The sequence below is a fragment of the Ardenticatenales bacterium genome, from assembly GCA_020634515.1.
Taxonomy (GTDB): Bacteria; Chloroflexota; Anaerolineae; order Promineifilales; family Promineifilaceae; genus JAGVTM01.
In genome coordinates this window covers 276398-301026 of sequence record JACKBL010000007.1, presented here as the reverse complement: position 1 = coordinate 301026, position 24629 = coordinate 276398, and the positions used below count along the sequence as shown (strand labels likewise).

Here is a 24629-nt window from a genome sequence, read left to right as displayed (position 1 = left end):
CCGCCGTCAACGTTTTTGCCGCACGCCAGATCGTGAAACGTTCCGTGCGCCGTTTCGTTTGCAGCCAACCATGAATTATTGAAATGTTGCCGGCATTCCGCACCCAACGAGGGAAGCAATACAAACGCTACCAATCATCATCGTCGAAAGGGTCCCCCATAACGATGACTTCCTGGCCATCGGGCAGGCGCACGCGGCGGCCCACGGCGTGTTCAAACGCCCGGATAGATTCCGCCGTCTTCTCTAATTTGCTCAACCAAAGGAAATCCGTTTCGGTAAACGGTAGGGTGTCGGGCAAGTCAGGCAAGGTGAGAACATGTTCCAAGAATAGCTGGCGAGAACGCACCAGGTCGCGCGGCAGGCGGATCTTTTCGCGGCGATTGACATCCAGGCATTGGATGATAATCCGCTTTGCTTCCGCCGCTCCCACCTTCTCCAGCTTCAAACCACGCTGCATCCAGGGATTGACGTAGCGGCGCACAGCTTGCTTAAAGGAACATGGGGGCAAGTCTCCGATGTCCTTGATGGCTCCTTCCCACGGGGGATTATAATCAATGAGAAAGCTCATGCCGGCAGCCTTTCGTCTTTGGGCATCGCTAAACCAAAGCAAAATAATGATGCCTTGCGAGTCATCGGAGTAGTGATACGCCTGATAAAAGGAGATGTCGCCTGCTGCTTCCACGGGGGCCGTTGGGGACCAGGCGGCCTGCATCCACAGACGGGCGCGTTCACGGACCACGGCGCTGAGGTCGCGGTTACGCATCAGTTTGGCTAAGAGGCGACTTTCGTTGCGTTCATACAGCCAGGGAGGAACGTGGGTATCTAGCTGGTTTTGTATTTCCGGGGAGAGGATGGGGTAGAGTTCGAGCAATGCCGGCAAATACGCATCCAGCGACACCCCCTGCATCCCATCCTCCAGACGCGCAATCAGATCAGATTCCCCTTCCGTAGCTAAAACAACCTGACTCAGCTCTTGCTCTAGACGCTGCCTCAACTCCAACCGGTCCGACTCAATTTGTTGCGTCGATTGACGCTTCTCTTTCCGTTTTTTCATGACAATCGTCCTTTCGTATCACGCCGTTGGGACAATGCCGGCGCGATTTTTCGACCAGAAACGCCTTTATAGCACGCCCCGCCGCGCTTGGCAAAGCAACTACCAGTGATATAATTCTCCTGTTAAGTTGGGGAAGTGTCGGAATGGAAGACGAGCATGACTTAGGATCATGTGCCGCAAGGCGTGCGGGTTCGAGTCCCGCCTTCCCTACTGACTTAGAGCGTTGCCCGTCAACGCTTTTTTGGGCAGCGTTTGCATACACAATTCGCCCCATTCCCGTTTGACAGAAAAGAGTGTACCAGGAACACCCGGCGGGGTAGGACTTCGTTCCCGTTGTTCCTGTTTCCTTTATGTATCAGTCACCGACTGATGTGGGTGAATTTTTAGCATGATTGAGGGATGATCGTGATTCAAATAATCAAGAAAGAAGAAGATGACCAGCGACAACTGCACATCACGGTGGAAGTTCCTGAGCAGGAGGTGCAGAAGGAACTGCGCGTAACGGCGCGCAAACTGAGTCGTCAAATGCGCTTCCCCGGCTTCCGTCCGGGCAAAGTACCCTATCCGGTCATTTTGAATCGCGTGGGCGAAGACACCCTGCGTGCCGAGGCTTTGGAGGATATGTTGGACCCTCTTTTCCGGCAAGTGCGCGCGGAAGTGGAAGAAGAGCCATACCTGCAAGCGGAAGTGAGTAGCATGGAATTGAACCCGATGCAGGTTTCTTTCATCTTTCCCTTGCAGCCCGTGGTTCAACTTGGCGACTATCGCGCGCTCCGCGAAGATATCACCTCGGTGACGGTGACGGAGGCGGAAGTCGATGCGATTTTACAGGACATCCGCGAGCGACACAGTGTCGCGGAAACCGTCGAACGCCCCGCGGATTTCGATGACATCATCACGGTTACAGGTCTGGGCTTCCTGGTGGATGAAAATGGGGAAGAGGGCGAGACGTTTTGGACACCGAACGACAATGATTTGCTGCTGGACAACAATCGCCAGGACTTTGGTGGTGAGTTCGTCATGCACCTCATTGGGACAGTGGCAGGGGATGAGAAGCAGTTTACGATAACGCTTCCTGAGAATTTCTTGCCGGAGGAATATGCCGGCAAACTCGCCCAATTCACCCTCTCTATCACCGCCGTCAAGCAGCGAGAACTCCCCGATCTCGATGACGAACTGGCCCAGGAAGAAGGGGATTTTGAAACCCTGGACGAACTACGCGCCGCCATACGAAACGACTTGTTGAAATACAAAACCGAGGATGCGCGCAACACCAACCTGACTAAACTGGTCGAACACGTCCGGGAAAGTGGCGTTCTCATCTACCCGCCGGCTGCCGTACAACGCGAAATTGACCACCGCATTGAGGAGCTGCAGGAACAAGTACAGCGCACCGGTTGGAAATGGGAAGATTATGTCACATCAACCCATCAAAATGAACAAAACCTGCGGCAAAAACTGTATGAGGTCGCCCAAGAGCAACTAGAATTCGGGTTGATCATGCGCCAATTCATCCATGACGAAATGCTACGAGTGACCACGCGGGAAATGGCCGAGCAGGCCAACAAGCGGCTAGAAGGCATTGATGAACAAATGCGGGGATTCCTGTTTGAATATCTGACGCAAGGGCGCGGCAGCGAATCGGTCGCTAATGAAGTACTTCTGGACAAGGTACACGAACGCTTGAAAGCAATTTTCGGCGGAACCGCCCCAGACCTGGAAGAGTTACGGGCGCTGGCAGAAGCCGAAGAGGAAGAATAGTCGTCCGCCCAGCCGCGAACTCCAACTTAAATCTAATGTTGGATCGGTAAAATCTCCGCCAGGTTACGACTGCGCAAGATTGCAATAACGGGTCCATTGTTCTCGCGTAACTACTAACGCTCTTTGGAGATTGGACCAATTTCACGTACTCAACAGCCATTTCCACCAGAGAAAATTGGTCCAATCTGGCTTAGCGGTTACGTTCTCGCAGGCAAATACCTGGAATTTGAGTCAATGGCCGGCATTTCCGGCCCACCTACGAGGAGATACTTTTGATGAACATTCCTACTTCATTGGTCCCCATGGTTGTGGAAAACACGGGTCGGGGCGAACGTGCCTACGACATTTTCTCGCTCCTGTTGAAAGAGCGTATCATTATGTTGGGGACGCCTATCAATGATCAGATTGCCAATCTCATTGTGGCGCAGCTTCTTTATCTCGCCAGCGACGATCCCACCAAACCCATTCGCCTGTACATCAACTCCCCCGGTGGCGCGGTTTACGCGGGTCTGGCAATTTACGACACCATCCAGCAAATCGAATGCCCCGTGTCCACGGTGGCCGTGGGCTTCGCCGCCAGTTTTGGCACCGTGCTGCTCACCGCGGGGACGAAGGGGATGCGCTACGCCCTACCCAACGCCACCATCCATATGCATCAGCCGCTTGGCGGCGCGCAAGGGCAGGCCAGCGACATCGCCATCCAGGCCAACGAGATTTTGCGCCTGCGCAAGAGCCTCAATGGCATTCTTGCCTACCACACCGGCCAGTCCATCGAGACCATCGAACACGACACCGACCGTGACGTCTTCATGACGGCACAGCAGGCAAAAGAGTACGGCCTGGTGGATGAGGTCTTGCAGCACGTTGACAGGATTCCCTCCTGAGGCTGTCGCTTGTTGAGCAACATGACGCTCAAGGAAGCGTTTCCGACGATATGAGAAGTTTGTAACCAAACGCGCCTGAGAATTTGCAGGCGCGTTTGACTATTCTTATAATGTTACCGTTCCGTTTCAGGGGGTCAGGCATTGCTGGGGCCTCTCTGAGGCAGTGCGTGTGACGGAATTGCCCAGAAACGTTTGCCCATACCAATCGGCTGCGAATCAGCCGGATCCACTATGAATCAACCTTTGCGCCCCCGTTTGCTTCGCCTGACTATCGGCCTTCTGGCTGTGGCCATCCCGTTGATAGCGTTGATTTCCGTGCAGGTGACGCCCAGCGCCGCTTACGTGCCGCCTCCCAGCCCACAAAGCGAAACGAATCACCCCCTGTTTTCGGTCGATACAATTAGCGAGACGGAGACGGCTATTGCCGGCACACAGACCGTCATTGCCGCCACCCAAACCGCCGCCGCCTCGGCCACTTCCGTGGCGCAAACGCTCACCGCCTTCCCCGCTACACAGACAGCGGTTGCCGGCACGCAAACCGCCATCGCCGCCACCCAGACCGCCGCCGCCCGCCCCACCGGCACGGCCCAATTTGGCGACATCTTTGAACCCAACAACACCCTGCAAACCGCATATACCATCGCCGCCGGCGCCGTCACTTCGCAAATCACCCTGTGGCCGCTGGGCGATCTGGACTATTTCCGCTTCTACGCCAAAGCAGGCTCCGCCTACCAGATTCTTACGCGCGACCTGACCGGCGATCTGGACACTATTTTGCGCGCCTACAATACACAGGGCGCGGAGATTGCCCAAAATGATGATTACCGCTTCGGCTTCCGCGATTCCCAGGTGACAATTCAAACACCCATTGATGGCTATTACTTCATCCGCGTGGAAAACAAAGCCCCAACGGACCCCATTAACAAAACATACGCCGTGGAAATCAAGGAAGTGCAGCCCCCCACGGCCACGCCGACGCAGACGGCCATTCCGTCCACCGACCCTTGCGATACGAATGGAAACAACAACTTCTCTTTTGACACCGCCTGCCTGCTGGTGGCGGATGCGGCGGCGGATACGTATGACTTTGTTCCCGTGAACCGCAATGTGCAGGACAACGACTATTTCCGCATGTGGGTACGGCAGGGGAATTTTTACACCTGTCTTACGGACGCGCTGGGGCCGTTCAACGACACGAATTTGATCATTTACGACCAGAATCGGCAGGGAATTGCCGGCAATAATGACCGCGATCCCGTTGCCGGCGACATCCGCAGCGAAGTCACCTATTACGCCACCTATACCGGCTGGCTCTACCTCCTGGTCGGCCCTGTCTATCCTCCCGAATACAATCTCGCCAGCCAGTATACCTACACCTTCGCCTGCACGTCCGCATTTGTCACGCCGACGCCGCCGGCGACCGCCACCCCTACGCCGCGTCCCACTTCCGCGGGCGGTGGCGGTGGTTTCGTGCCTCCGGCAAACACGGCCACCCCCACCCCATCTCCGTCGCCCCTGCCACAAGCGTTCCCCACGGTTCCTGTTTTGGTGACGGAGCCGCCCACACCGCGCCCTGTCGTAGGCATTGTGCCGCTGCCCACCCCTACGGCTGCCGCACCGCCGCAGCAGTCGCTCTCGCTGAATGTGACCATCTACTACGATGAGAATGTGAATTTCACGCCCGAATTGACCGAAGGTATCATGGACGTGGCCGTGGTTTTGTATGATAATGGCACGGGGCAGTTGTTGGCGTTGGGTTCGACCAATGAAGCCGGGTCCATTCATTTTGGCCCGTTGGCGGTCACGGGCGCGGTGCGCCTGGAAGTGCCGTTCCTGGGTTACAGTCAGGTTATTGTCAGTAACGAGCCAGATATTCAACTGCGCGTGGCTCCCACGAACTTACCGGGGTTGATACCCTGATGCCGGCATCAATCGCCGCGCATATCGGAGGATAAAAACTTCCTTGTTTGATTCACTGCTTGAAGGGCGACGTCCGATATATCTGGCCATAGGTATCACCGTACTCGGCTTGCTGCTGCTCATTGCCTTTGCGGTACTGCTGCTGCGGTCGCCCGACGGGAACAAGCCGGATGAAACGGCGGAAGCCACGGCAACCGTGAGTCAGGAGGAAACCGGGGAGAACACGTCGCCCGTGAGTACGAGCGCGCCGGACGTGGTGGTGTTGGGTATCAGCAATTCCGCCACCATCAGCGTCACCCTATCCACGCCCATGACGTTGGGGGTAGATGGAGAGCAGTTTGGCCTGCGGGCGGAGTCAGTGCCGACAGGAGAGCGGTGGCAGCCACAGCTTGTGGGAACCAATACGGCGGTGTGGGTCTATGGCACGGTCGTCAATTATGTCGTAGGTCTGGCGGATACGGCGGAGACGCGGGCGCTAATGGACGGATTGGCACCGGGGGACCTGATTTCGCTGACGACGCGCGGGGGGGCTGTCTCCCAATTCACGTTTGCCAGCAGAGATATTGTGCCGGCATCCAGTCCTGACGTTTTCGCGCAGCATACCCCAGGTATCACCCTGGTCCTCTTGGGAACCGAAGGCGACAATCGCCTGGTTGTCCACGGACGTTACGTCGTTCCGGAAACGACCAGCAGCAGCGCCAGCAGCGTCGTCGAACTGGGCGAAACCGCCCAACTGGATAATGTGCAAATCACCGTCCTGGGGACAACCCATCTGGCCAACGAACCCTCCACGCCCCCCGGGTTCGCCTTCTTCCTCGTGGACTACGAACTGCTCAATGTAGGACGAGATCAGGTGGACCTCAGCCGTTTACGCCTCGCTCTCATCGACCAGTTTGGCAACCAATACGCCGTAAATGCCCTGGCGGGTCAGTTCGGCAACCATCCCCTGGCAACCGGCACGCTGGGCGCGGACCAGCGCGTGGAAGCCACCGTCGGCTACCAGATACCGGCCAGCCTGAATACGCCCACGCTCCGTTGGGTGGCGCAGTATGGCGAAAGCAACGGCAAAGTGGAGGTTAATCTCCCGTTCAGCCGCGGCGAAGACGCCAATGCCGCCGTGGTGACGGTGCTGCAAGCGGAGGTGAGTCTGGATGGAACCAGCCTGACGCTGCAAGGGCAGGTGACGAATCTGGGTGCGCAGCGGCTTGTGGTGGAGGAACGGGTTGTGTCGCTGTCCAGTGCCGGCACGGTCTATCTGATGTTCGCCAATAATCCCGCGTTCCCCTGGGTTGTGGATGCCGGGCAGACTATCCCCTTCACGCTCACGTTCCAGCGCCCGCAGGAAGCCACCGCCGTCCTTTCCATTCTCAACTACCCATTTGAATTAAATGGGCTGCGATAGATAGCTATTTGTTTTCTTCGCCTTTGATGAGGAAGCCGAGGGCGGATTTTTCGCGGGAGCCACGGCTGGTGAAGTAGAGGAGAATGCCGGCAATGATCGACAGAATCCCCAGCACAATCCCCCCCAACTGCAACGGCCCCACATAAGGCCGAACAAAATTCGGCTGCAAATGCGTGCCGATCCCCAATAAGTCTGACAACCCGGACACATAAGCGAACACCAACCCCGTCGCCGCCAGACGCACCCCGATGTCCGCCTGCAACGAACGTGGCGCGCCGTGGCGTCGCGTGGCGCGAATATGCACGAAAGCCGCCAGCGTCAACAGCGTCAGGCCAATCAAGAGCTGCGCCATCTGCACAATGCCAAAGCCAGGCGTCAGATCCAACCCCAACAACTCCGCCCCCAACGACACCAGGCTCAAGATCGTGCCCAACACAAACATGATGAGCGGTCCCGCATGTACCGATTGTTCTTGTCGTTCTGAATTCATTTCGCCCCTTCGCCGCGGATCGCCCGGCAACGATCAAACGAATGCGCGTTCAGTGAAAAAAAGCCATCTATTGCGGATTGTAACTTTCCACCCCGCGGAAGCGCAACCCATCACAAGGGTGAAAAAAAAGACGCCGCAATGATTGCGGCGTCTCTTATTTGTCGGGGCAGCGGGATTCGAACCCACGACCTCTTCAACCCCATTGAAGCACGCTACCAAACTGCGCCATGCCCCGAACAGCTTATTATTGTAGCAAAGAGAATGTAGCGTGGCAAATTTCGCTATGCCAACTGCCCGGAAGCCGTCTGGGAAGGTTCGGTGCGTCTCGCTTTCCTAAAGCCTTCTTTCTGATTATACTTGCGCGCTATGAGGATTATTGACGGACCTCGTATCGAAGGCAAGGCATGGCGGGCGCTGGTTCTGCTCGCGCCAGGGCAAGACCTGGGGTTGACATGGGTGCTGGGCCATCATCTGGCGCGCGCCAACGGGCAACTCATCACGGCTGTGCTGCTGAAACAGGCGGATGAGCCTGCCGTCAGCCGTGCGCGGGCGACCCTGGCGCAGGCGGAAGCCGCCTGCCAGGAACAGGTCACGCATTATCCCTTGCTAATTGAGGCGGAAGATCGCAGTAAGGCACTGTCCAAGCTGGTCCAGGATGCGGATATTGACCTGGTGCTGACACGGGCAGATGTAGAGAGTTGGATTAACCTCAATCAGCTTCCCTGTCATGTCGCCGTCGTACGGGGTCAGATTTACGGACAAAATGTACTGAGTACGGATGCCGAGAGTGGCCGTCCGGCTCCCCCGCCGTTGAATCATATCCTTGTGCCCACGGCGGGCGGTCCAAATACGGTAGACGCACTCAACTTTTTGCTACCGTTGACGCCACGCACGGCCATCACGGCGCTGTACGTCGCCACGCCATACGAAGGCTCCACGGCGGAGGCGGGTGGCTTGGCGCGGTTGCGCCAGATGCTGCAATTCGTGGACGCCGGCGAACGCATCACGCCCAAAGTGGTTTCCGCGCCGACAGCGGTGAGCGGCATCGTGGATGAAGCCAATGGGGATTATGATCTGGTGATTATGGGGGCCAGCCGCGAAAGTTCCATTGACAAGGCGCTGTTTGGCAATATCGTGGACACGGTCGTGCGCCAGAGCAAGAAACCCGTGGTGGTGGTGCGTCAAGCCAGTAACTTGCTGGGTAATTGGAGTAATCGATTGGCCTGGGGGTTGCAGCGGGTTTTTCAGCGAAAGACGCTGAGTGAACGGGTGCAGATTTATTCGCGTATTCGCCGCAACGCGCGCCCGGACACAGATTTCTTCACGCTGATTATGCTTTCTGCCGGCATTGCCGCCCTGGGATTACTCTTAAACAGCCCCGCCGTGATCATTGGGGCCATGCTGGTGGCCCCCCTCATGTCCCCCATCGTAGGCACGGGCATGGCCATCGTCCTCGGCGACGCCCGCTTCCTGCGCCTCTCCGTGGGCGCGGTGCTGCGGGGCGCGTTCTGGGCGGTGGTCGTGGGCTTCCTCATCGGCCTGCTGCGCCCCTTCTCCCCCCTCACGCCGGAAATCCTCTCCCGTACCGCGCCCACACTGCTTGACCTGGGGGTGGCGCTGCTGGCGGGGATGGCAGGCGCATATGCGTTGTGCGAGTCAGATGCGGCAGGGGCGCTACCGGGCGTGGCGATTGCGGCGGCGTTGGTCCCTCCTTTGTCCAGTGCCGGCATTGCCCTCGCCAACGCCATCTTCACCGACACCCCCTTTCGCCTCGGCCTCGGCGCCCTTCTCCTCTTCTCCACCAACTTCATCGCCATCACCTCCGCCGCCATCCTCGTCTTCCTCGCCCTCGGCTTCCGCCCCACCGTCACTCAAAAAGAACGACGCTCCGTCCAGGTGCGCACCGTGCGCCTCGCCCTTGTCCTCCTCGCTGCCATCTCCGTCCTGCTTGGCCTCATCACCTACAGCCTCGCCCAGGCCACCGCCATCCAGACCCAGATTCGCCAGGTCACCACCGCCCGCGTCGCCGAAATCCCCGGCGCCGAGTTAGTAGACGTCAGCATCGGCAGCCTCGAAGACAGCATCCTCAACTTGACCATTGTGACACGCGCCACCCAGCCCATCACCCATGAGGAGGTCGTCCACCTGCAAGAAGCCATCGGCACGGATTTGCAGCGCGAAGTCGCTTTAGAACTAACCGTCATTGACGTCACCAAGTTAGACCCCTTCACACCGCCAACGCTCACCCCAACGCCCACCGCCACCAACACCAACACGCCCGGCCCCACGCCCACGGAAACGGCCACACCTACCCTCACCCCCACACCAACGAGCACGGCCACCCCGACGCCCACCGCCAGCCTCACCCCCAGCTCCACGCCCACCGAAACCGCCACTCCCTCGCCCACAGCCACCCCCACGCCTACGGAAACGCCCACCCCTACACCTCGCCTCGCCACCGTCACCTACCCCTACGGCCTCAACCTGCGCGCCGCACCCGATTCCACCTCCGCCCTGCTGGCCTTCCTCCCCCAGGGCACAACCGTCATCCTCCTGGACGAAACCACAACCGTGGACAACGTCACCTGGCAAGCCGTCATCTACGATGAACAGCAAGGATGGCTGCTGGCGGCATACCTCGAAGCCACCCCCTGACACGCCCAATGACCGCATCTACATGGAACCCCACAAAATGAGAATGGCTGATTGTGGAATTGATCGTGGACGTGCATTTTGACAGTCGGCCAGCATTCGCTATAATTTAACACGCTTTACACGGCCCACTAGCTCAACGGCAGAGCAACTGACTCTTAATCAGCAGGTTCTAGGTTCAAATCCTAGGTGGGTCACAAAAGGGGTTATGCAGTTGTTAACGAGCGGTTTACACATAGCCCCTGAGCAAGCCGGAAATCTGCCAATTTCCGGCTTTTTCTTTTTCAGCCTGGAGCCTGCGGGTCGCATAGGGTTTTACGCATGTCAGGCCGGGCAAGGCGAAGCATCTCAGAGGTGTTGGGGCCTTCGCTTCGCGCCAAATGACAAGACCTCGCCAAGTCCCAAAGACCCAACAAAGCCCGCCCTCTTCACCCTTTACCAGAGACTTTGGACGCCGCGCCCAGGCACATAATCATTGGCGCGCGCCAACGAAACGCACCACCTGACGCTTCCTCAAGAACGGCCAGACGATTTGCCCGGCCATGTCCACCTGGCAACCAGTTACCTACCTGTTGTAAATCGCTGATTGCGGCCAACATTCAAGCACATTCAGGCGTCAGCTTATCCCCCACCGGCATCGGATTGAGTACGATAAGGCATGTTCATATATCGGTCCCCGCTGGCGAGTTCGTCCAGCATTTGCGCCAGCCGTTTTTGCCGCGTCTCTTCCCGTCTGGCGCGGTTGATCCAGCCCAGATAATCGTTCCGCTGGTAGGGCGGGCGGGCTTCGTAAGCCGTCATCAGGTCGGCGCGCAGCAGCGCCTCGCGCACGAAATCTGGCATGGGTTGCCGGGGGCGCTGTAGGCGTGAGCCTGGCTGCTTCATTTGACTTCCCCCTCCGCCACGCCCAGGAATTCGGCCATGCGCGCCAGTTCTGCGTCCAGTTCGCGCGCAAAGGCGACTTCCGCGGGGCGTCCGGCGACAAAGCCCACCTCCGCCGCCATGCGCCCATCCGCCACAGACACATTGGCCCAGCCGATGACGGCGTCCCGCCACAGCAGCGGCAGCGCGTAATGCCCCCACTGCCGCTTTGCCGCTGGCGTGTATGCCTCAAAGCGGTAGGGCCAGCCCCAGAGATGTTCAAACCGCTTGCGGTCATACACAACGGGGTCGAAGGGAGCCAGGAGGCGCACTTGCTCGTCCACCGCACCCGCGGCGGGCGCGGTCGCGGTCGCGGGCCAGACGTAGCCGATGCCGTCCACTTCCGCGCGAATCAGATCGCCTTGTTCTACCATTCGGGCCACCACTTTGCGGTGGTTCTTCACGCCCGGGATGTCGTGCCGTAGCCGGTTCACCAGGTCGCGTAGCGTGTACTCCGTGATAGGCGTATACAGTTTTATCACCACCAGCACCAGATGGCGCAGGCGCGCTTCCGCGTCGTAGGCGCTATCCGGCGGCGGCGCGGCTTCGTAGTAACGCAGATTGCCTTCACGGCGAGCGACGCGCAATCGCCCGCGATAATGAAGCATGTCCAACAAGCGGGTAGTGGCCCTGGCCTGTGTACCCCAACTTCCTCGCGTGCGCGCGCTCTTAAAATGCGCTTCCAGGTGGCGATGGTGACAGGGAGCATTGGCCCGCACAAACGCCAGCACTTCGTCCGCCAGTCCCGGATGCTCGCGCTCCGCCCGCCATGCGTGCTGTGGGCGGGGATGGAGCCACGCCAGGGTGCGCCGGGGGAGAAAACCGTAGACGTGCAGGTTGTCTTCCTCCAGGATCGAACCAGGATAGTGACGTTCCAGGTCGCCCGCCTTGTAGCCGACGACGCGGTGGCGCAGCACCAGGTCTTGCGCCCGCGCGGGGGCGGCAATGGGGTCCGCCTGCACAAAGCCAAGCATCGAAACAGCTGCCGGCAGCGTTGTCGATGGGAAAAGTGTATTCGTGATTGCGCGGCGGCGCAGTTCGTCAATCGTTAAGCTCATATCATCTCGCTGCTGCTTCGCGGGTGACGATCATCAAGGCGATGTCGTCAAATTGGGGGGCGTCGCCGACGAAATCTTCGACGGCCGCGATTAGCTTAAACTCGATCACCTCGGCGGCGCGGCCTAGATTGGCGGCCACGACGCGCTGCAAACGTTTTTCGCCGAACAGGTCTTCGTCTTCATCTTGCGCTTCGGTGATGCCGTCGGTGTAGAGGACGAGGACATCGCCCGAGGCCATGTCCACCTGCTGCTGCCCCCAGGTCAGGTCCGCCAGCACGCCCAGGGGCAGCCCGGTGCGCGTGAGGGCGTGGGCGTGGCCGTTGTTGGTCGCGTGCCAGAGGAAGGGCGGGTTGTGGCCGGCATTGCAATAAGTGAGTATGCCGGTATAGGGATCAAGCACACCGTAGAAGACGGTGACAAACCAGTTGGTGTGCGTGTCGGCCAGGATGCGGGTGTTGGCGGCGGCCAGGACGCGGGCGGGGTTGAGGCCGTATTCCAGAGCATAGCAGCGGATCAGGGTGCTGCACATGGCCATGTACATTGCCGCGCCAATGCCTTTGCCGGCAACATCCGCCATCAACAACCCGATCCGACCATCTGGTAATTGGATAAAGTCATAGAAATCGCCGGACGCATCACGGGCCGGCTCCAGGGTGACCGTGATCTGCCAGCCGGCAACTTCGGGGATGAAGCGGGGCAAAAAACTCGTCTGAATCTCGCCCGCCAGTTGCAGTTCGTGCCGCACCTGCTGGTAAGCCAGCTTTTGCGCGTAGGCCTCCGCCTTGTAGGATTGGGCAAACACTTCTTGTTGATATACCTGCGCCTGGTATTCGAGGACGCGGCGATGGCTCTGCACGCGGTAGCGGGCGGAGGCGATCTGGGCGGCGACGGATTGCAGTGCAGGCAGCCAGGTGGCCGGGTCTCCCAGGTGGCGGTGCATCACCAGGTAGATGCCGCCCACGCGCTCCGGTTCCTCCACGGCGACGACAATGGGCACGACAATGGCGTTGAGGGCGTCGCGCTGCACCTCGGCGCGGGCAACCATGGGCAGAAGGAGGAAGGGGGCGTGGCTGGCGCGCAGTTTTTGCCACACGTCGTCCTCCACGGGAGGCCAACCGCCTGCCTGCCGATAGAGACGTTCGTCGGGAAAAACGCGGACTTCCAGCCAACTGTGCCCGAAGATGGCGGGTATGTATGCTCTCAAAATAACGGGCAGGTCCGTATAATCGACGGGTGCGTTCAGGAGCGCCTGCGCCAACTGCTCTAGCTGGGAGAGTTTGCGCGACTCCTGGCGGTGCCGCTCCATTACCTGGCCGAGGGCGTAGGCGGCCAGCGTCACCAACCAGGCGCCGGCAACGTAGAAGAGAAAAACGGACGCGCCGCCCGCGCCGTAGAGGGCCGCGCCGGGGAGGGCGAAGGTGTAGGCGGCGACCAGGAAGGCGGTCGCGCCGAGGACGAGCTGCCACCAGACGTCGGTGTGCGGGGGCGTGCCGGCAAAACGACGTAAATAGGCCGTAATGGGGAGCATGTTGAAAATGGGCAACACCGCCATCACGACGGTAGCGGCAAATGCCGGCATCCATCCCCCCAATCGCCACCCAGGCAACGGCAGCCCCCCCCCCAACGCCTGGTACACCGCCAACGCGATCAACCCGGGCAGCACCACTACCGCCAGCGACTGTGACAATGCCCCCAACCGCCCCCACAACCGCTGTCGCGGCAAGTAGATCGGGTAGCGATGGGACCAGCGGAAGTGGAATAAGGGCCAGACAACGGCCAGCCACAGCCCATTGATGCCCACGGCCAATGTCGTGGCCCAAACCACCAGCGGCCACAACGTCACGACCAATTTCAGGCGGGAATCACCCGTTACATCAAGCCAGAAAACGGGCGCATAGCGGGCAAAGAGATAGCCCACCGCAACCAGCAACAGCAGCATACCGCCCTCGACAGAGAGTAAACGCCAATCCGTCGTCAGCAGCAGCCAGACGCCGGCCGCCAGCGCCAATGGCGCGGTGAAGAGCAGGGGCAGCATTTCGCCATACGCCTGCCGCCGTGGTTCTGCCGGCAAAGACGCCAACTCCGGTCGCAATCGCTGCGCCAACCGAAAAAGCCTATCGTGGGGCATGGTCGTCTGGGAATCGTCCATCACGTCCTTCGCGGGTGTCGTTCAAGCCGTAATCGTCATTTTGGCGTACAATTCCCCCACTGTGCGCATTGTACGAGCCTGAGGACAAAGCGGCAAGCCGGCAGCAACCTTCCGCAAGCAGACCTGACGACAACATGAGCAAAACGATGAGAGCAGCCACGCAATATCCTTTCGCCAATCTCGTTCTGACCGGCTTCATGGGCACAGGCAAGACGACGGTGGGGCGTCTGCTGGCGCGGGCGCTGGGCTGGGTGTTTGTGGATACAGATGCGTGGATTGTGGAACGTGCCGGCATTTCCATCGCCGACATGTTTGCTGAAGATGGCGGGGCGCGCTTTCGCCAATGGGAATCGCTGGCGGCGCTGACGTTAAGCCAGGGCGAGCGGCAAGTGATCGCCACCGGCGGGCGCTTGATGTTGGACCCGGCCAACGCCTTCGACCTGGGCCGGCGCGGCCTGACCCTCTGCCTCGCTGCGCCGCCAGCGGAAATCGTGCGCCGCATCAGCCTGGAGGAGGGACGGCGGCCCCTGCTGGACGTGCCAGACCCGGCGGCGCAAGTAGAGCGGCTGCTGCAACAACGCGCGGCGGCTTATGGACGGTTTCCACAAGTGGATACGGCGGGGAAAACGGCAGCCGCCATCGCCGCGGAAATTTTGAACGGCCTGGCGCAAAATCGCTGGTCGCCCACAATAGCCGACACGCACGAACTAACCGTCCACTATCCCGACGGCAGCTACGACGTCGTCGTGGGGCGCGGGCTGCTGCCCCGGCTACGGCAGTGGGTGACGGGACCGGCGGCACTGGTGACGGACAGCAACGTGGGACCGCTGCACGCCGCTCGCTGTGGTCTGGAAACGGTGATCGCGCTGCCGGCAGGCGAGGTGTACAAGCGGTTGGAGACGGTGCGGGGCATTTACGATGCGCTGCTGGCGGCAAACATGGACCGGCACGGCGCGGTGGTAGCCCTGGGCGGCGGTGTGGTGGGGGATATGGCCGGGTTTGCGGCGGCCACGTTCATGCGCGGCATGGGGTTCGCACCTTGCCCGACGACGCTGCTGGCGATGGTGGATGCCAGCGTGGGGGGAAAGACGGGGGTGGATTTGCCGCAGGGGAAGAATCTGGTGGGGGCGTTTAAGCAGCCGAATGTGGTGCTGGCGGATGTGGAGACGTTGGAGACATTGCCGCGGGTGGAGTTTAATGCCGGCATGTCCGAAGTCGTCAAACACGGGCTACTGGCCTCTCCCGCCCTCCTCCAACAAGCCACCCTCATCACCCCTGACAGCCCCGACCTGCCCTCCCTCATCCTGCGCGCCATCCAGGTCAAGCAGCAAATCGTGGAACGCGACCCTTTCGAGTCCGGGCAGCGAGCCATCCTCAACCTGGGCCACACTTTCGGGCACGCCATTGAGCAAGTGAGCCAATACCGCGTGCGCCACGGGGAGGCCGTCGCCATGGGATTGGTGGCCGCCGCAGACCTCTCTGCGCGCCTGGGGCACGCGGACGCGGCCTTGCCCGCGCAGATCGAATCGTTGCTGCGCCGATTGGGGCTGCCCACCCGCATTCCCCCATCGCTGCCCGTGGATGACCTGTTCGCCGCCATGGGGCGCGACAAGAAAAAACGGGGGAACGCGCTCCGCTTCATCCTCCTGCGCGCCATCGGGGATGCCTTCATCACCGACGACGCTCCCGCCACGGCTGTCAAAGAGACACTCCGCATCCTCAGGCGCAGTAATTAAACAGGGCCACAGAGTTGCTTCCTTACGTCTCCTTCCAACTGGCGCAATTCGCATCTTATTTCAGCGCGAATCTTCAACAAGTGGACATGATCGAAAATGGATTATCGAAAGTTGAGCAAGACGATTTCGCGGGCGCTGCGCCATGCGCCGGCAGATTTTGGCCTGGCATTGGACGAGGAAGGCTGGACGCCGGTTGCCGATCTGCTGACGGCGTTGGCACGGATGCGCCACCAGTGGCAGCATCTGACGGAAGCGGACCTGCGGGCAATGATGGCACAGGCGGCTAAACAGCGGTATGAGCTGCGAGATGGGCGGATTCGGGCGCTGTATGGGCATAGTATCTCCCAAAGAATCCAAAAGGAACCCACGCCGCCGCCCGCGCTGCTCTACCACGGCACGGCTCCGGAAACGGCGGTGATCATTCTGCGGGAGGGGTTGAAGCCCATGCGCCGCCAATATGTGCATCTGTCGCAAGATGTGGAAACGGCCCGCATTGTGGGTCGGCGGAAGGCGGCTCATCCCGTGATTCTGACCCTGGACGCGGCCGCGGCGGCGGCGGGCGGGGTGTTATTTTACCGGGAGAACAACGGCATCTGGCTGGCGGACTTTGTCCCCCCCGATTTCATCCACCTCCTTTCTTCGCCCTGAATTGTCAACGCGGCAGCCGCACTTTTATCACGCCATCTTCCTCCTTGACTTCATAGCAAGGAAGGCGGTAGACCTCATCCTCCGGCCACAAAATGCGACCGGTGCGCATGTCGAAGCTGTAGTCGTGCTCCGGGCAGACGATTTTGTGCCGCACCACACTACCCTGGCGCATGTCGCCCGCCGCATGGGGGCAGTAACGACCAAAGGCCAGCAGTTTGCCCTGGTAGCGCGTGAGCAGCAAGTGGCTGCCGTGGATGGTTGCCGGCGTGAGTTTGCCGGCAACAACGGCCGTAGTGGCGGCGACTTCGACAAATCCATCCGCATCGGGCACAGGTTGGGGGCGACGTATGCGCATAAAAACACCTGCCTGGCTTCCCACCAGGCAGGATTATATCCGATCACAAAAGATTGGCCCGCGAACAGGACGCGAACAAACGGGGAAGGACGCGGACAGGACGAACCAGGTGACGTATGCCACGCTCCTGGCAACCGCTATTGCCCGGGATCAGGCTCCGCCATGAGTGCCTCAATCGCCGCCGCCGTTTCGTCATACTGCCCTTCGCCAATGTGGGTGTAGCGCAGGTGGCCGTTTTTGTCGATCAGGTAGCGCGTGGGCCAGTAGCGCTGGTTGTAGGCGGCCCAGGTCTGACGGTCGTTGTCAATGCCCACGGCGTAGGCGATGTCGTGGCGGATGAGCGCCTCTTTTACGTTCTCGATGTCCCGCTCATAGCTGAATTCAGGGTAGTGGATGCTGGCAATGATGAAGTCATCACCCGCGTATTTCGCCTGCCATTCGTTCATGTAGGGAATGACGCGCTGGCAGTTGATGCAGCCAAAGGTCCAGAATTCCACCAGCACCACTTGGCCGCGCAGATCGGCCAGGCGCAGCACCCGACCGTCCGTGTTTAGCCAGACATCGTCGCGCAGTTCGGGCGCGGGGCCGAGGTCTGGCAGATCGGGGGCGGAAACAGCCGCAATTGTGGTTGCTGTAGGGGCTGCCGTCGGCGCGTCGGTTGGCCGGGCCGCCGCAGACGGTTCCGGTGCGTCCGCCGTCGGCGCGCAGGCGGCGACGCTAACGCCCAGTGCGCTGAGTAAGAGGCAGAATAGTAGTTTGAATCGGTTCACGGTTGGTCCTCCGGTCGGAAGTGGTCAGGGGTAGAGGGTAGGGTGAATGCCGGCATTATCCCCTCCACCCCTTACATGAACGTTATTCATTTCTTACAAAAGTGTGACAGGATCGCCTGGACGCAGGCATCACCCCTCCACGCGGCGGGCGCAACAATCGTGGCCCGCCTGCGTACAGGGTGTCAGGTTTGCCGTGGCGATCTGTCCACGGCACGTAACTGGAGCGGACATGATGAGCGATGAAAAGACGTATATGAAGATTGAGATTCCACAGGAAGAGGAAGAGAAGGGATTGCCGGCAGCGCGGACCGCGGAAAAGACGCGCCTGAATGAATTGGGGGATCAGATGGCGGAGGCGACGCGGCAGTTGGGGGACCAGGCGGCGGCCGCGGCACGCCAGGCGTGGCGGGAAAAGGGGCGTCCGGCGGTGCGGAAGGGGTTGCGATGGGGGGGACGCAAGGTGGCGGAGCAGTCGGGCAAAGTGACGACGGCGGTGACGGATCGGGTGACGGCGGAGGTGAAGCGGGAAATGGCGGAAATGCCGGCAAAACTCACGCGCGATAATGTCCAGGAAACAGCCACGACTGCCGCCCGGCATGGCCTGCGCTGGCTGAGCCAGGCGCTGGCCCGTCTGGCAAAGCGCCTGGAGGAATAGACAGTGGGGCGGGCGTAAGACCCGCCCCTTTTGTTTTTACGGGCGCAGGTGGGCGGCAAAGAAATCAACGATAGCGTTGTAACAGCGCACGCGGTTGTCGAACTTGAGCACGTCGTGCCCCTCGTCCGCGAACATGAGGTAATCCACCTCTTTCCCCATTCCGCGCAGTTCTTCCACCAACTCACGCGACTCCTGCTCCCACACGCGGGGGTCATTTTTCCCTTGAATCACCAGCAGCGGACATTGAATCTGGTGAATGTAAGTGCTGGGGGAGCGTTCCCGCATGAAATCCGGTTCGGTGACGGGGTCGCCGACGAGCATGGCGATATACGGCTTCCAGGATTCGGGCACGCGGTCGGCGAAGGTGAGCAGGTTGTAGGGACCAAACATATCCACCGCCGCCGACCACAGTTCAGGATGGCGGCCTGCTTGCGTCAGCGTCATGAAGCCGCCGTAGGAACGGCCTACGACGCCCGCGCGGCTGACATCCAGGCGCGCATCCTGGGGCAAAACCTCGGTCATGGCGTGGACGTGGTCCAGGCGGTCCTGCCCGCCCCAGTCGCGCACCACGCGGTTCATGTATGCGAAGCCGTAGCCGGTGCTGCCGCGCACGTTGGGGACGAATACGGCAAAGCCGCGCAAGGTGAGGAACTGGATCAGGGGCATGGAGAACCAGGCGAAGTCGGGATGTTCCTGGCTCTGGGGGCCGCCGTGGATGTAGTAGACGAGGGGACGGGGGCCGTGGTAGTTGAGGGAAGATGCCGGCATATACAACCGCGCCGAAACCCGTAATCCATCAAACGACGTAAACGACGCATCCTCTCCCGGCGACAGCCAATCCGCCGGAATCCCCAACACCCGCTCCCGCGTCTGGTACGCCAGTTGGTCCCGATCCGCCCCCGCGATCACCACCAACTGCGGTGGGGATACCGCCGTCGTATACGACACCACGTACCGGTCGCTGCCCTTGTCGTAGTGATACCCCTTGAGGACACCCCCATGCAGCGGCGGCTGCCCCACCACTACCTTGTCCAGCGTCATCATCAGCGCGTCTGCGTCAAACACGCCCTCATACAGCCAACTGCACCCGTCAATGTTGTAGCCGATGAGGTAGCGATTCCCCGCCAGGTGCGCAAAATCACTCAACTCCCCCACGCCTTCATGCGCCTGCCCGGTAATGGCCACCGGGCGCGGATGGGCGGGATCGGCGAAGGTGAGCAGTCCCAGGCCATATTTGTCGTCAAAAATGGAGTTGTAGAAGAGTAGCGCCTGGTTATCCTGTACAAAATAGGCGTTGGAGAAGCTGTTTGCCGGCACATGCTGACCAGGCTGACGATCCGCCAGGGGCACGCCATAGAGCAGTTCCCGCTCCTCCACGCCCTTTTGCCAGAGATAGGCCACGTGGTCGCCCGCGCCATACGCTTCCATCACAATCGCCTGACCGTAATCGTCCGTCATGCCCACGGGGAAACCGCCATAGGTCGATTCCATCAACTGCACGATTTCGCCCGTAGCCAGATTGGCCCAGAATGAAACGGACAACGGCTTATCCCGCCACTCCGCCCAAAAAATGGCGACGTTGTCTTCCGGGAAGGCCTCGACCAGGTTTGTCTTGTAAGGGGCAAAGGCATTGGCGAAGGCGGGTTCGGGAAAGCCGCCGGAGAGAGGGATGAGCATGGGCTGGTAGTTTTCATCCCCGTTGTCGTCGATCATCACCATGATCTGGCCCAATTCGGGATACACCTGGAAGGATTTGCCATTCATCAATTCCGGGTTTTGCAGGGCGATGTGCGGCGGCAGCAGCGGTTCGGGCACGCTGCCCCCTTCGTCCATGGCGTAGAGGCTCATCCGCCCGCTAAGATTACTGATGAAATAGAGCCGATGGTCAACAAGCTGCGGCACGAGAAACAGTCGCGCGGATAAAAGGGATTCGATACGGATCATGGAGAACTCCTGTTTGGTATTTTCGTTCAGATTAGACCAATTTCACCAGAGAAAGTGGGTCCAATCTGGCCTGGTAGTTACTCACGGAGAATGAACCAATCTTGGCGCTAACGGAATCGGAGGGCTGAAGATTGGTCGTTTTCAGTTGATGGTTGTCAGTTGGAGGTGTCTAACGTGTCTTGAATCAAATGGACGGGATAAAAACCGACCGTCAGGCCATAGGGTCGCAGTTCCGCGCCGGATGTTTCCTTCTCACGCTCGTTTGCCGCCGCGCATTCTTCGATCTCTTGCAGCAGCGCCGTCAAGCGCCCCAAGTACGCCTGGAACTGCGTGGAGGTGAGCATGAAATTGGCCCGCCCCAGCAGGCGATCTGGCGGCTCGTCGCCGCGCGCCGGGGAGGCCAGGTCAATGAGGCCGGCATTGACACTGCGCCGCACATCTTCCTTTGCCGCGTCAAAAATGACGCTGAGGATGTCGGCCACGGTCTTGTCCGTAAATTCGGTCAGGGCCAGAAGTTGGTCGTCTACGCAAAAGTCGCGGGCGATGGCCTGGTAGGTCTTTTCGATGATGCCGGAGACGACGTTGGTGGTGACGATGGCGATCAGGCCGTGTTTTTCCAGTTGATTGACGTGGTAGTAGAGCCTGGTTGCCGGCATTTCCAACCGCGCCGCCACCTCTTTCACCGTCTTCGGCTTCAGCAGCAGTTGCAACACCTGCATCCGCAGCGGGTCCGCCAACACCTTCAATGTCTCCAGATCAGAAATCACCAACTGCTCCGCCTGGATAAACTCATCAAACATTCGACACCTCTCAACCATTTGAAAATAATTTAACGATGTAAGAGATTCTAATGGAAAACGCACCGCCTGTCAAGAATGATTTTTAGTAAGTGTGCGGGGAACTTCTGTTGATGACCCGCAAGCCAAAATCCTGCAAAGAAATATGAAGGAAAACCAGGGGTTTCTGCCAGGGTCGAGGGCGTCGCCTCGGCACTGTACGCCTGGCAACGCCAGGGAAAATCCTAAAATTCCCCGCGCGGGACAGCGTTCGCCCTCCAAAAACGACGGTGTCAAGAAGAACGCCACGCACCCTTTAGGAACGACTTGGTCCGTTGCCTGAGCCGGTCGAAGGCAACACGGGCTGCGACAAGCTCGCCACGAAAGGGTCAGTAGTCATAAATGTTACTATTCAAAAAATTTCAAACGGGTTGGCAAAAAAAGAACGCCTCCGTAGAGGCGTTCGCGCTGCTTTTTTGCCGGCATCAAGCGCGCCGACCTGATCCCAGTTTTTCTTTCAAGAAGGCTTTCACCACGGGCAAGGGAATTGCCAGCCCCACAAGGGGTCCGGCGATCATGGTATTGATGCCCACGAGTCGCCCGGCGACGTCCACCATGGGGCCACCGGAGTGTCCGGGGCGCAGTTGCAGGCCAACCTGGATCAGGTCACCGTCGTAGCCGGGGATTTCGGGCGGGGGGCCAATGGTGATCACAATGCCGGCACTCACCGCCCCCAACACGCCCCACGGATGCCCCAACGCCACCACCCAATCGCCCGCGCGCAGGTGTCCCGGCGGCGCAAGCTGCACCGTGGGCAAGTCGCGCCCATCAATGGACAACGCCGCCACATCCCGCCGCGGATCCCAGGCGAGCAAGCGCGCGGGAAACATGCGCCCATCCGCCAGCGTCACTGTCAGTTTGCCCGACTGCGCCCCGCCGCGCCCGGCCACAACGTGCGCGTTGGTCACAATGAGGCCATCGGAATGCCAGATCGTGCCCGCGCCCACGCCGCGCCGTCCGTTGCGAATCTGCACCAGGCTCGACCGCGTCGCCGCCACGATAGCGGCCATTTCTTCGTTTGCCGTTTGCAGAGCATTAAGCATGGTTTTATCTCTCAGGCGCGAGGCGCTTCTGAAGCGCCTCGCGCCTCCGGTCTATCAATCGCGCTCGCCGATGAGGACGTCAACGAGCTGCAGCGCACCACCGCGCAGGATTTGCGCGGGAGCCGACTTGCCCACGCGGTCGCCCGTGAGCAGGGAGATGAGGTCATCATGGCTGCGCACGGCCTGGTTGGCAAACTGCACAATCGTATCGCCCAACACCAGCCCGCTCTCGTCGGCGGGGCTACCCGCTTCCACAGACACAATCAACAGCCCCGTTTCCTGCCCCAACTCGTCTTGCAGCGCCTGTGGCAGACGCACCGCCTGGGTGCTGATGCCCAGGTAGCCGCGCTTCACTTTGCCATCGGACACGAGCGATCCCACGACGCGGTTGAGCGTGCCCATGGGGATGGAAACACTGACGCCACGGGCCAGCGCGGAGCTGTTCAATCCCACGACGCGCCCGTTGACGTCTACCAGCGGGCCGCCGGAAAAGCCCGGATACATGACGACGTCGGTCTGCAAATACCGGTCAATCACGCCGCCGCCGCCGGTGCGCCAGCTTTCGCCCAGGGCACTGATGATGCCCAGGGTGGCCTGTATGCTCTTGCCCGGACGCCCCAACGCCAGCACGAAATGGCCGACGCGCAAATCGGCGCTGTCTACGCGCCCCAGCAGGGGCAGATCGCCGGCTGCCGCGCGCAGCACGGCCAGGTCGGTGGTGGGATCGCGCCCGACAAGGGTCGCGCTCACGCTGCGTCCGTCCGCCAGGCCAACCTGGATGCCGCTATCGGCGCGGACGACGTGGTTGCTGGTGACGATCAAACCATCAGCAGACCAGACGAGGCCAGATGCCGGCATTCTCCGCCGCGCATCCACCCGTACCACACCTACGCCCGCCGTCGCCACGGCCCCCGCCAACCCCTCTGAAAATTGCGATAATGTTTCCGACATGAAAAAGCTCCTTACTAATAATTAATGGGTGAATGGGTGAATGGTCAATTTGCCACGTCCACAAGCCGCATTAACCATTCTCCCGCTTTTCCCCATTCTACGCCCCCGCGCACCTCCCCACATCCCCTATCCTGGCAGGCCGCACCTGGAAGAATGGGTAGGCCGGGCAAATTTTCAAGGGGTGAACGGGTTGATTCCTGAATGGTTAAACCGGGGCATCCACCAACCGCATTAACCATTCAACCATTCAACCATTCACGATTCTACAGGGTCAGCATCCCCAGCCGCGTCGCCCGCACCACCGCTTCCGTGCGGCTTTGCGCCCCCAGCTTGCCCATGATGGCCGTGATGTGGAACTTCACCGTATGCTCGCTGATCGCCAGCCGCAGGCCAATGGCGCGGTTGGACAGCCCCTCCGCCACCAGGCGCAGCACCTCCATTTCCCGCGTCGTCAATGCCTCCGCGGGGGCCGGCTCCGGCGGCGACAGCGGCAGCAGGACCTGGGCGAATGCCTCATCCACAACCACCAAACCCTGGCGCAGCGCAAGCAAGGCTGCCGGCATTTTCTCCGCCCCCATCTCCCGCCGCAACACACCACGCGCCCCCGCCGCCCACGCGCCCGCCACCATCTCCTCATCCGCCAGCAGCGCCGCCACCGGCGTCTCCAACTCCGCCACCCCCGCCATCACGTCGAAACGCCCCTCCTCCACCTCCCAGCCCATGTCCCACAGAACCACGTCCGGCTGATACACTTCCAGCGGCGTCGCTTCATCGCCGGCCACCGTCCAGGCCGCTTCCTCCACCTGCCCCACCACCTCTACGCCCGGCTGCTGCCCCAACGTCAGCGCCAGCCCGGCCCGCGCCAGCGGATCATCCGCCACCACCAGCACTCGCACCGTTTCATTTGCGGGAAACATACGCCTTCCTTTTTCGTAACGCCCCGCGTGCGGGGAAGCAGACATCTTTCAAGACGGCTCAGGAATCATTTGGTCAAATGCCGGCAAAAAGAACCCTCAGCAAAGCCCTCAGCAAAGCCCCCAGCAAAGCCCCCAGCAAAGCCCTCATCCATTGGTACTATTAGCTTGTGCCCCGATCAGGAGCCACTTATACTGTTAGCATCATAATTCCGCATGCATCATCATCTCGTATTGTCTCAATTTCCATTAATATCCGTTCCTTATCACATCGTAGGAGGAAACCATGCAATTTGTCAGACGCGAAGAAGGGCAAGGGCTGGTTGAGTACGCACTCATCCTCGTCCTGCTAGCCGTTGTCGTCATCTTGATTTTGACCGCGCTCGGCTCATCCGTCAACCTGGTCTATGCCCGCGTCATGGCCGGTCTGAATGGGCAGACCATCACAGGCGTGGGCGTGGAGCGCGTCGTCCTCGGGTTTGATCT

Annotated in this window: 20 protein-coding genes, 3 tRNA genes and 1 pseudogene; 11 read left to right on the top strand and 13 right to left on the bottom strand. The window is 60.2% G+C overall.

Going from position 1 to position 24629, the window contains the following annotated elements; translation table 11 throughout:
- Positions 1-127: 127 nt before the first annotated feature.
- Positions 128-1054, bottom strand: coding sequence for a hypothetical protein (locus H6650_18735; GenBank protein MCB8954045.1), 927 nt, complete (start codon positions 1052-1054; stop codon positions 128-130).
- Between the two features lie 129 nt (positions 1055-1183).
- Between H6650_18735 and H6650_18730 the strand changes: the two genes are divergently transcribed.
- The 5 genes from H6650_18730 to H6650_18710 all read left to right on the top strand — a co-directional run bounded on the left by H6650_18730 (position 1184) and on the right by H6650_18710 (position 7021).
- A tRNA-Leu gene (locus H6650_18730) sits at positions 1184-1264 on the top strand.
- A gap of 189 nt (positions 1265-1453) precedes the next feature.
- Positions 1454-2815 carry a trigger factor gene (tig, locus tag H6650_18725; GenBank protein MCB8954044.1) on the top strand — a complete coding sequence of 454 codons (1362 nt, stop codon included), beginning with the start codon at positions 1454-1456 and terminating at the stop codon, positions 2813-2815.
- Between the two features lie 275 nt (positions 2816-3090).
- Complete coding sequence (locus tag H6650_18720) at positions 3091-3699, top strand: ATP-dependent Clp protease proteolytic subunit (protein ID MCB8954043.1); 609 nt, start codon at positions 3091-3093, stop codon at positions 3697-3699.
- Between the two features lie 231 nt (positions 3700-3930).
- Positions 3931-5619, top strand: a complete 1689-nt coding sequence (locus tag H6650_18715) for a PPC domain-containing protein (protein MCB8954042.1) — start codon at positions 3931-3933, stop codon at positions 5617-5619.
- Positions 5620-5662: 43 nt separating this feature from the next.
- Positions 5663-7021, top strand: coding sequence for a DUF4352 domain-containing protein (locus H6650_18710; GenBank protein MCB8954041.1), 1359 nt, complete (start codon positions 5663-5665; stop codon positions 7019-7021).
- Between the two features lie 4 nt (positions 7022-7025).
- Here H6650_18710 and H6650_18705 read toward each other — a convergent pair whose 3' ends face one another.
- Together H6650_18705 and H6650_18700 are read right to left on the bottom strand one after the other, a co-directional pair.
- Positions 7026-7511, bottom strand: a complete 486-nt coding sequence (locus H6650_18705) for a hypothetical protein (protein MCB8954040.1) — start codon at positions 7509-7511, stop codon at positions 7026-7028.
- A gap of 161 nt (positions 7512-7672) precedes the next feature.
- A tRNA-Pro gene (locus H6650_18700) sits at positions 7673-7746 on the bottom strand.
- Positions 7747-7877: 131 nt separating this feature from the next.
- On the opposite strand from H6650_18700, the gene H6650_18695 reads away from it, so the two are divergent.
- Together H6650_18695 and H6650_18690 are read left to right on the top strand one after the other, a co-directional pair.
- Positions 7878-10166 (top strand): DUF389 domain-containing protein, encoded by a 2289-nt coding sequence (locus tag H6650_18695; GenBank protein ID MCB8954039.1) that lies wholly within the window; start codon positions 7878-7880, stop codon positions 10164-10166.
- 122 nt (positions 10167-10288) lie between these two features.
- Positions 10289-10360, top strand: a tRNA-Lys gene (locus tag H6650_18690).
- A gap of 424 nt (positions 10361-10784) precedes the next feature.
- On the opposite strand, the gene H6650_18685 is transcribed toward H6650_18690, so the two are convergent.
- The 3 genes from H6650_18685 to H6650_18675 are packed head-to-tail and all read right to left on the bottom strand — an operon-like array spanning position 10785 to position 14291.
- The gene (locus tag H6650_18685; protein MCB8954038.1) at positions 10785-11048 is read right to left on the bottom strand and encodes a YdeI/OmpD-associated family protein; all 264 of its coding nucleotides are present in this window, start codon (positions 11046-11048) and stop codon (positions 10785-10787) included.
- Positions 11045-12142: a YcaQ family DNA glycosylase gene (locus H6650_18680; protein ID MCB8954037.1), complete on the bottom strand. Its 1098-nt coding sequence runs from the start codon at positions 12140-12142 to the stop codon at positions 11045-11047. Before H6650_18680 ends, H6650_18685 begins: the two co-directional genes overlap by 4 nt.
- A gap of 1 nt (position 12143) precedes the next feature.
- Positions 12144-14291, bottom strand: coding sequence for a SpoIIE family protein phosphatase (locus H6650_18675; protein MCB8954036.1), 2148 nt, complete (start codon positions 14289-14291; stop codon positions 12144-12146).
- Between the two features lie 134 nt (positions 14292-14425).
- On the opposite strand from H6650_18675, the gene aroB reads away from it, so the two are divergent.
- Complete coding sequence (aroB, locus tag H6650_18670; protein MCB8954035.1) at positions 14426-16027, top strand: 3-dehydroquinate synthase; 1602 nt, start codon at positions 14426-14428, stop codon at positions 16025-16027.
- A gap of 96 nt (positions 16028-16123) precedes the next feature.
- Entirely contained in the window at positions 16124-16675 is a 552-nt protein-coding gene (locus H6650_18665) for an RNA 2'-phosphotransferase (GenBank protein MCB8954034.1), read from the top strand.
- Positions 16676-16679: 4 nt separating this feature from the next.
- Here H6650_18665 and H6650_18660 read toward each other — a convergent pair whose 3' ends face one another.
- Positions 16680-17030 (bottom strand): Rieske (2Fe-2S) protein, encoded by a 351-nt coding sequence (locus H6650_18660; GenBank protein ID MCB8954033.1) that lies wholly within the window; start codon positions 17028-17030, stop codon positions 16680-16682.
- A 137-nt stretch (positions 17031-17167) separates the two neighbouring features.
- Entirely contained in the window at positions 17168-17800 is a 633-nt protein-coding gene (locus tag H6650_18655) for a redoxin domain-containing protein (protein ID MCB8954032.1), read from the bottom strand.
- 229 nt (positions 17801-18029) lie between these two features.
- Here H6650_18655 and H6650_18650 point away from each other — a divergent pair, with 229 nt between their 5' ends.
- A complete protein-coding gene (locus H6650_18650) occupies positions 18030-18455 on the top strand; it encodes a hypothetical protein (protein ID MCB8954031.1) in 426 nt (141 codons plus the stop codon).
- 36 nt (positions 18456-18491) lie between these two features.
- Here the strand turns inward: H6650_18650 and H6650_18645 are convergent, their stop codons facing one another.
- The 5 genes from H6650_18645 to H6650_18625 all read right to left on the bottom strand — a co-directional run bounded on the left by H6650_18645 (position 18492) and on the right by H6650_18625 (position 24146).
- Entirely contained in the window at positions 18492-20399 is a 1908-nt protein-coding gene (locus tag H6650_18645) for a S9 family peptidase (protein ID MCB8954030.1), read from the bottom strand.
- 155 nt (positions 20400-20554) lie between these two features.
- Positions 20555-21199: a helix-turn-helix transcriptional regulator gene (locus H6650_18640; protein MCB8954029.1), complete on the bottom strand. Its 645-nt coding sequence runs from the start codon at positions 21197-21199 to the stop codon at positions 20555-20557.
- 461 nt (positions 21200-21660) lie between these two features.
- Positions 21661-22278: a trypsin-like peptidase domain-containing protein gene (locus tag H6650_18635; GenBank protein MCB8954028.1), complete on the bottom strand. Its 618-nt coding sequence runs from the start codon at positions 22276-22278 to the stop codon at positions 21661-21663.
- 54 nt (positions 22279-22332) lie between these two features.
- On the bottom strand, positions 22333-23229 hold the full coding sequence (locus H6650_18630) for a trypsin-like peptidase domain-containing protein (protein MCB8954027.1): 897 nt from the start codon (positions 23227-23229) through the stop codon (positions 22333-22335).
- A gap of 263 nt (positions 23230-23492) precedes the next feature.
- A complete protein-coding gene (locus H6650_18625) occupies positions 23493-24146 on the bottom strand; it encodes a response regulator transcription factor (GenBank protein ID MCB8954026.1) in 654 nt (217 codons plus the stop codon).
- A gap of 283 nt (positions 24147-24429) precedes the next feature.
- Between H6650_18625 and H6650_18620 the strand changes: the two are divergent.
- Positions 24430-24561: pseudogene (locus tag H6650_18620) on the top strand (Flp family type IVb pilin).
- Positions 24562-24629: the final 68 nt, after the last annotated feature.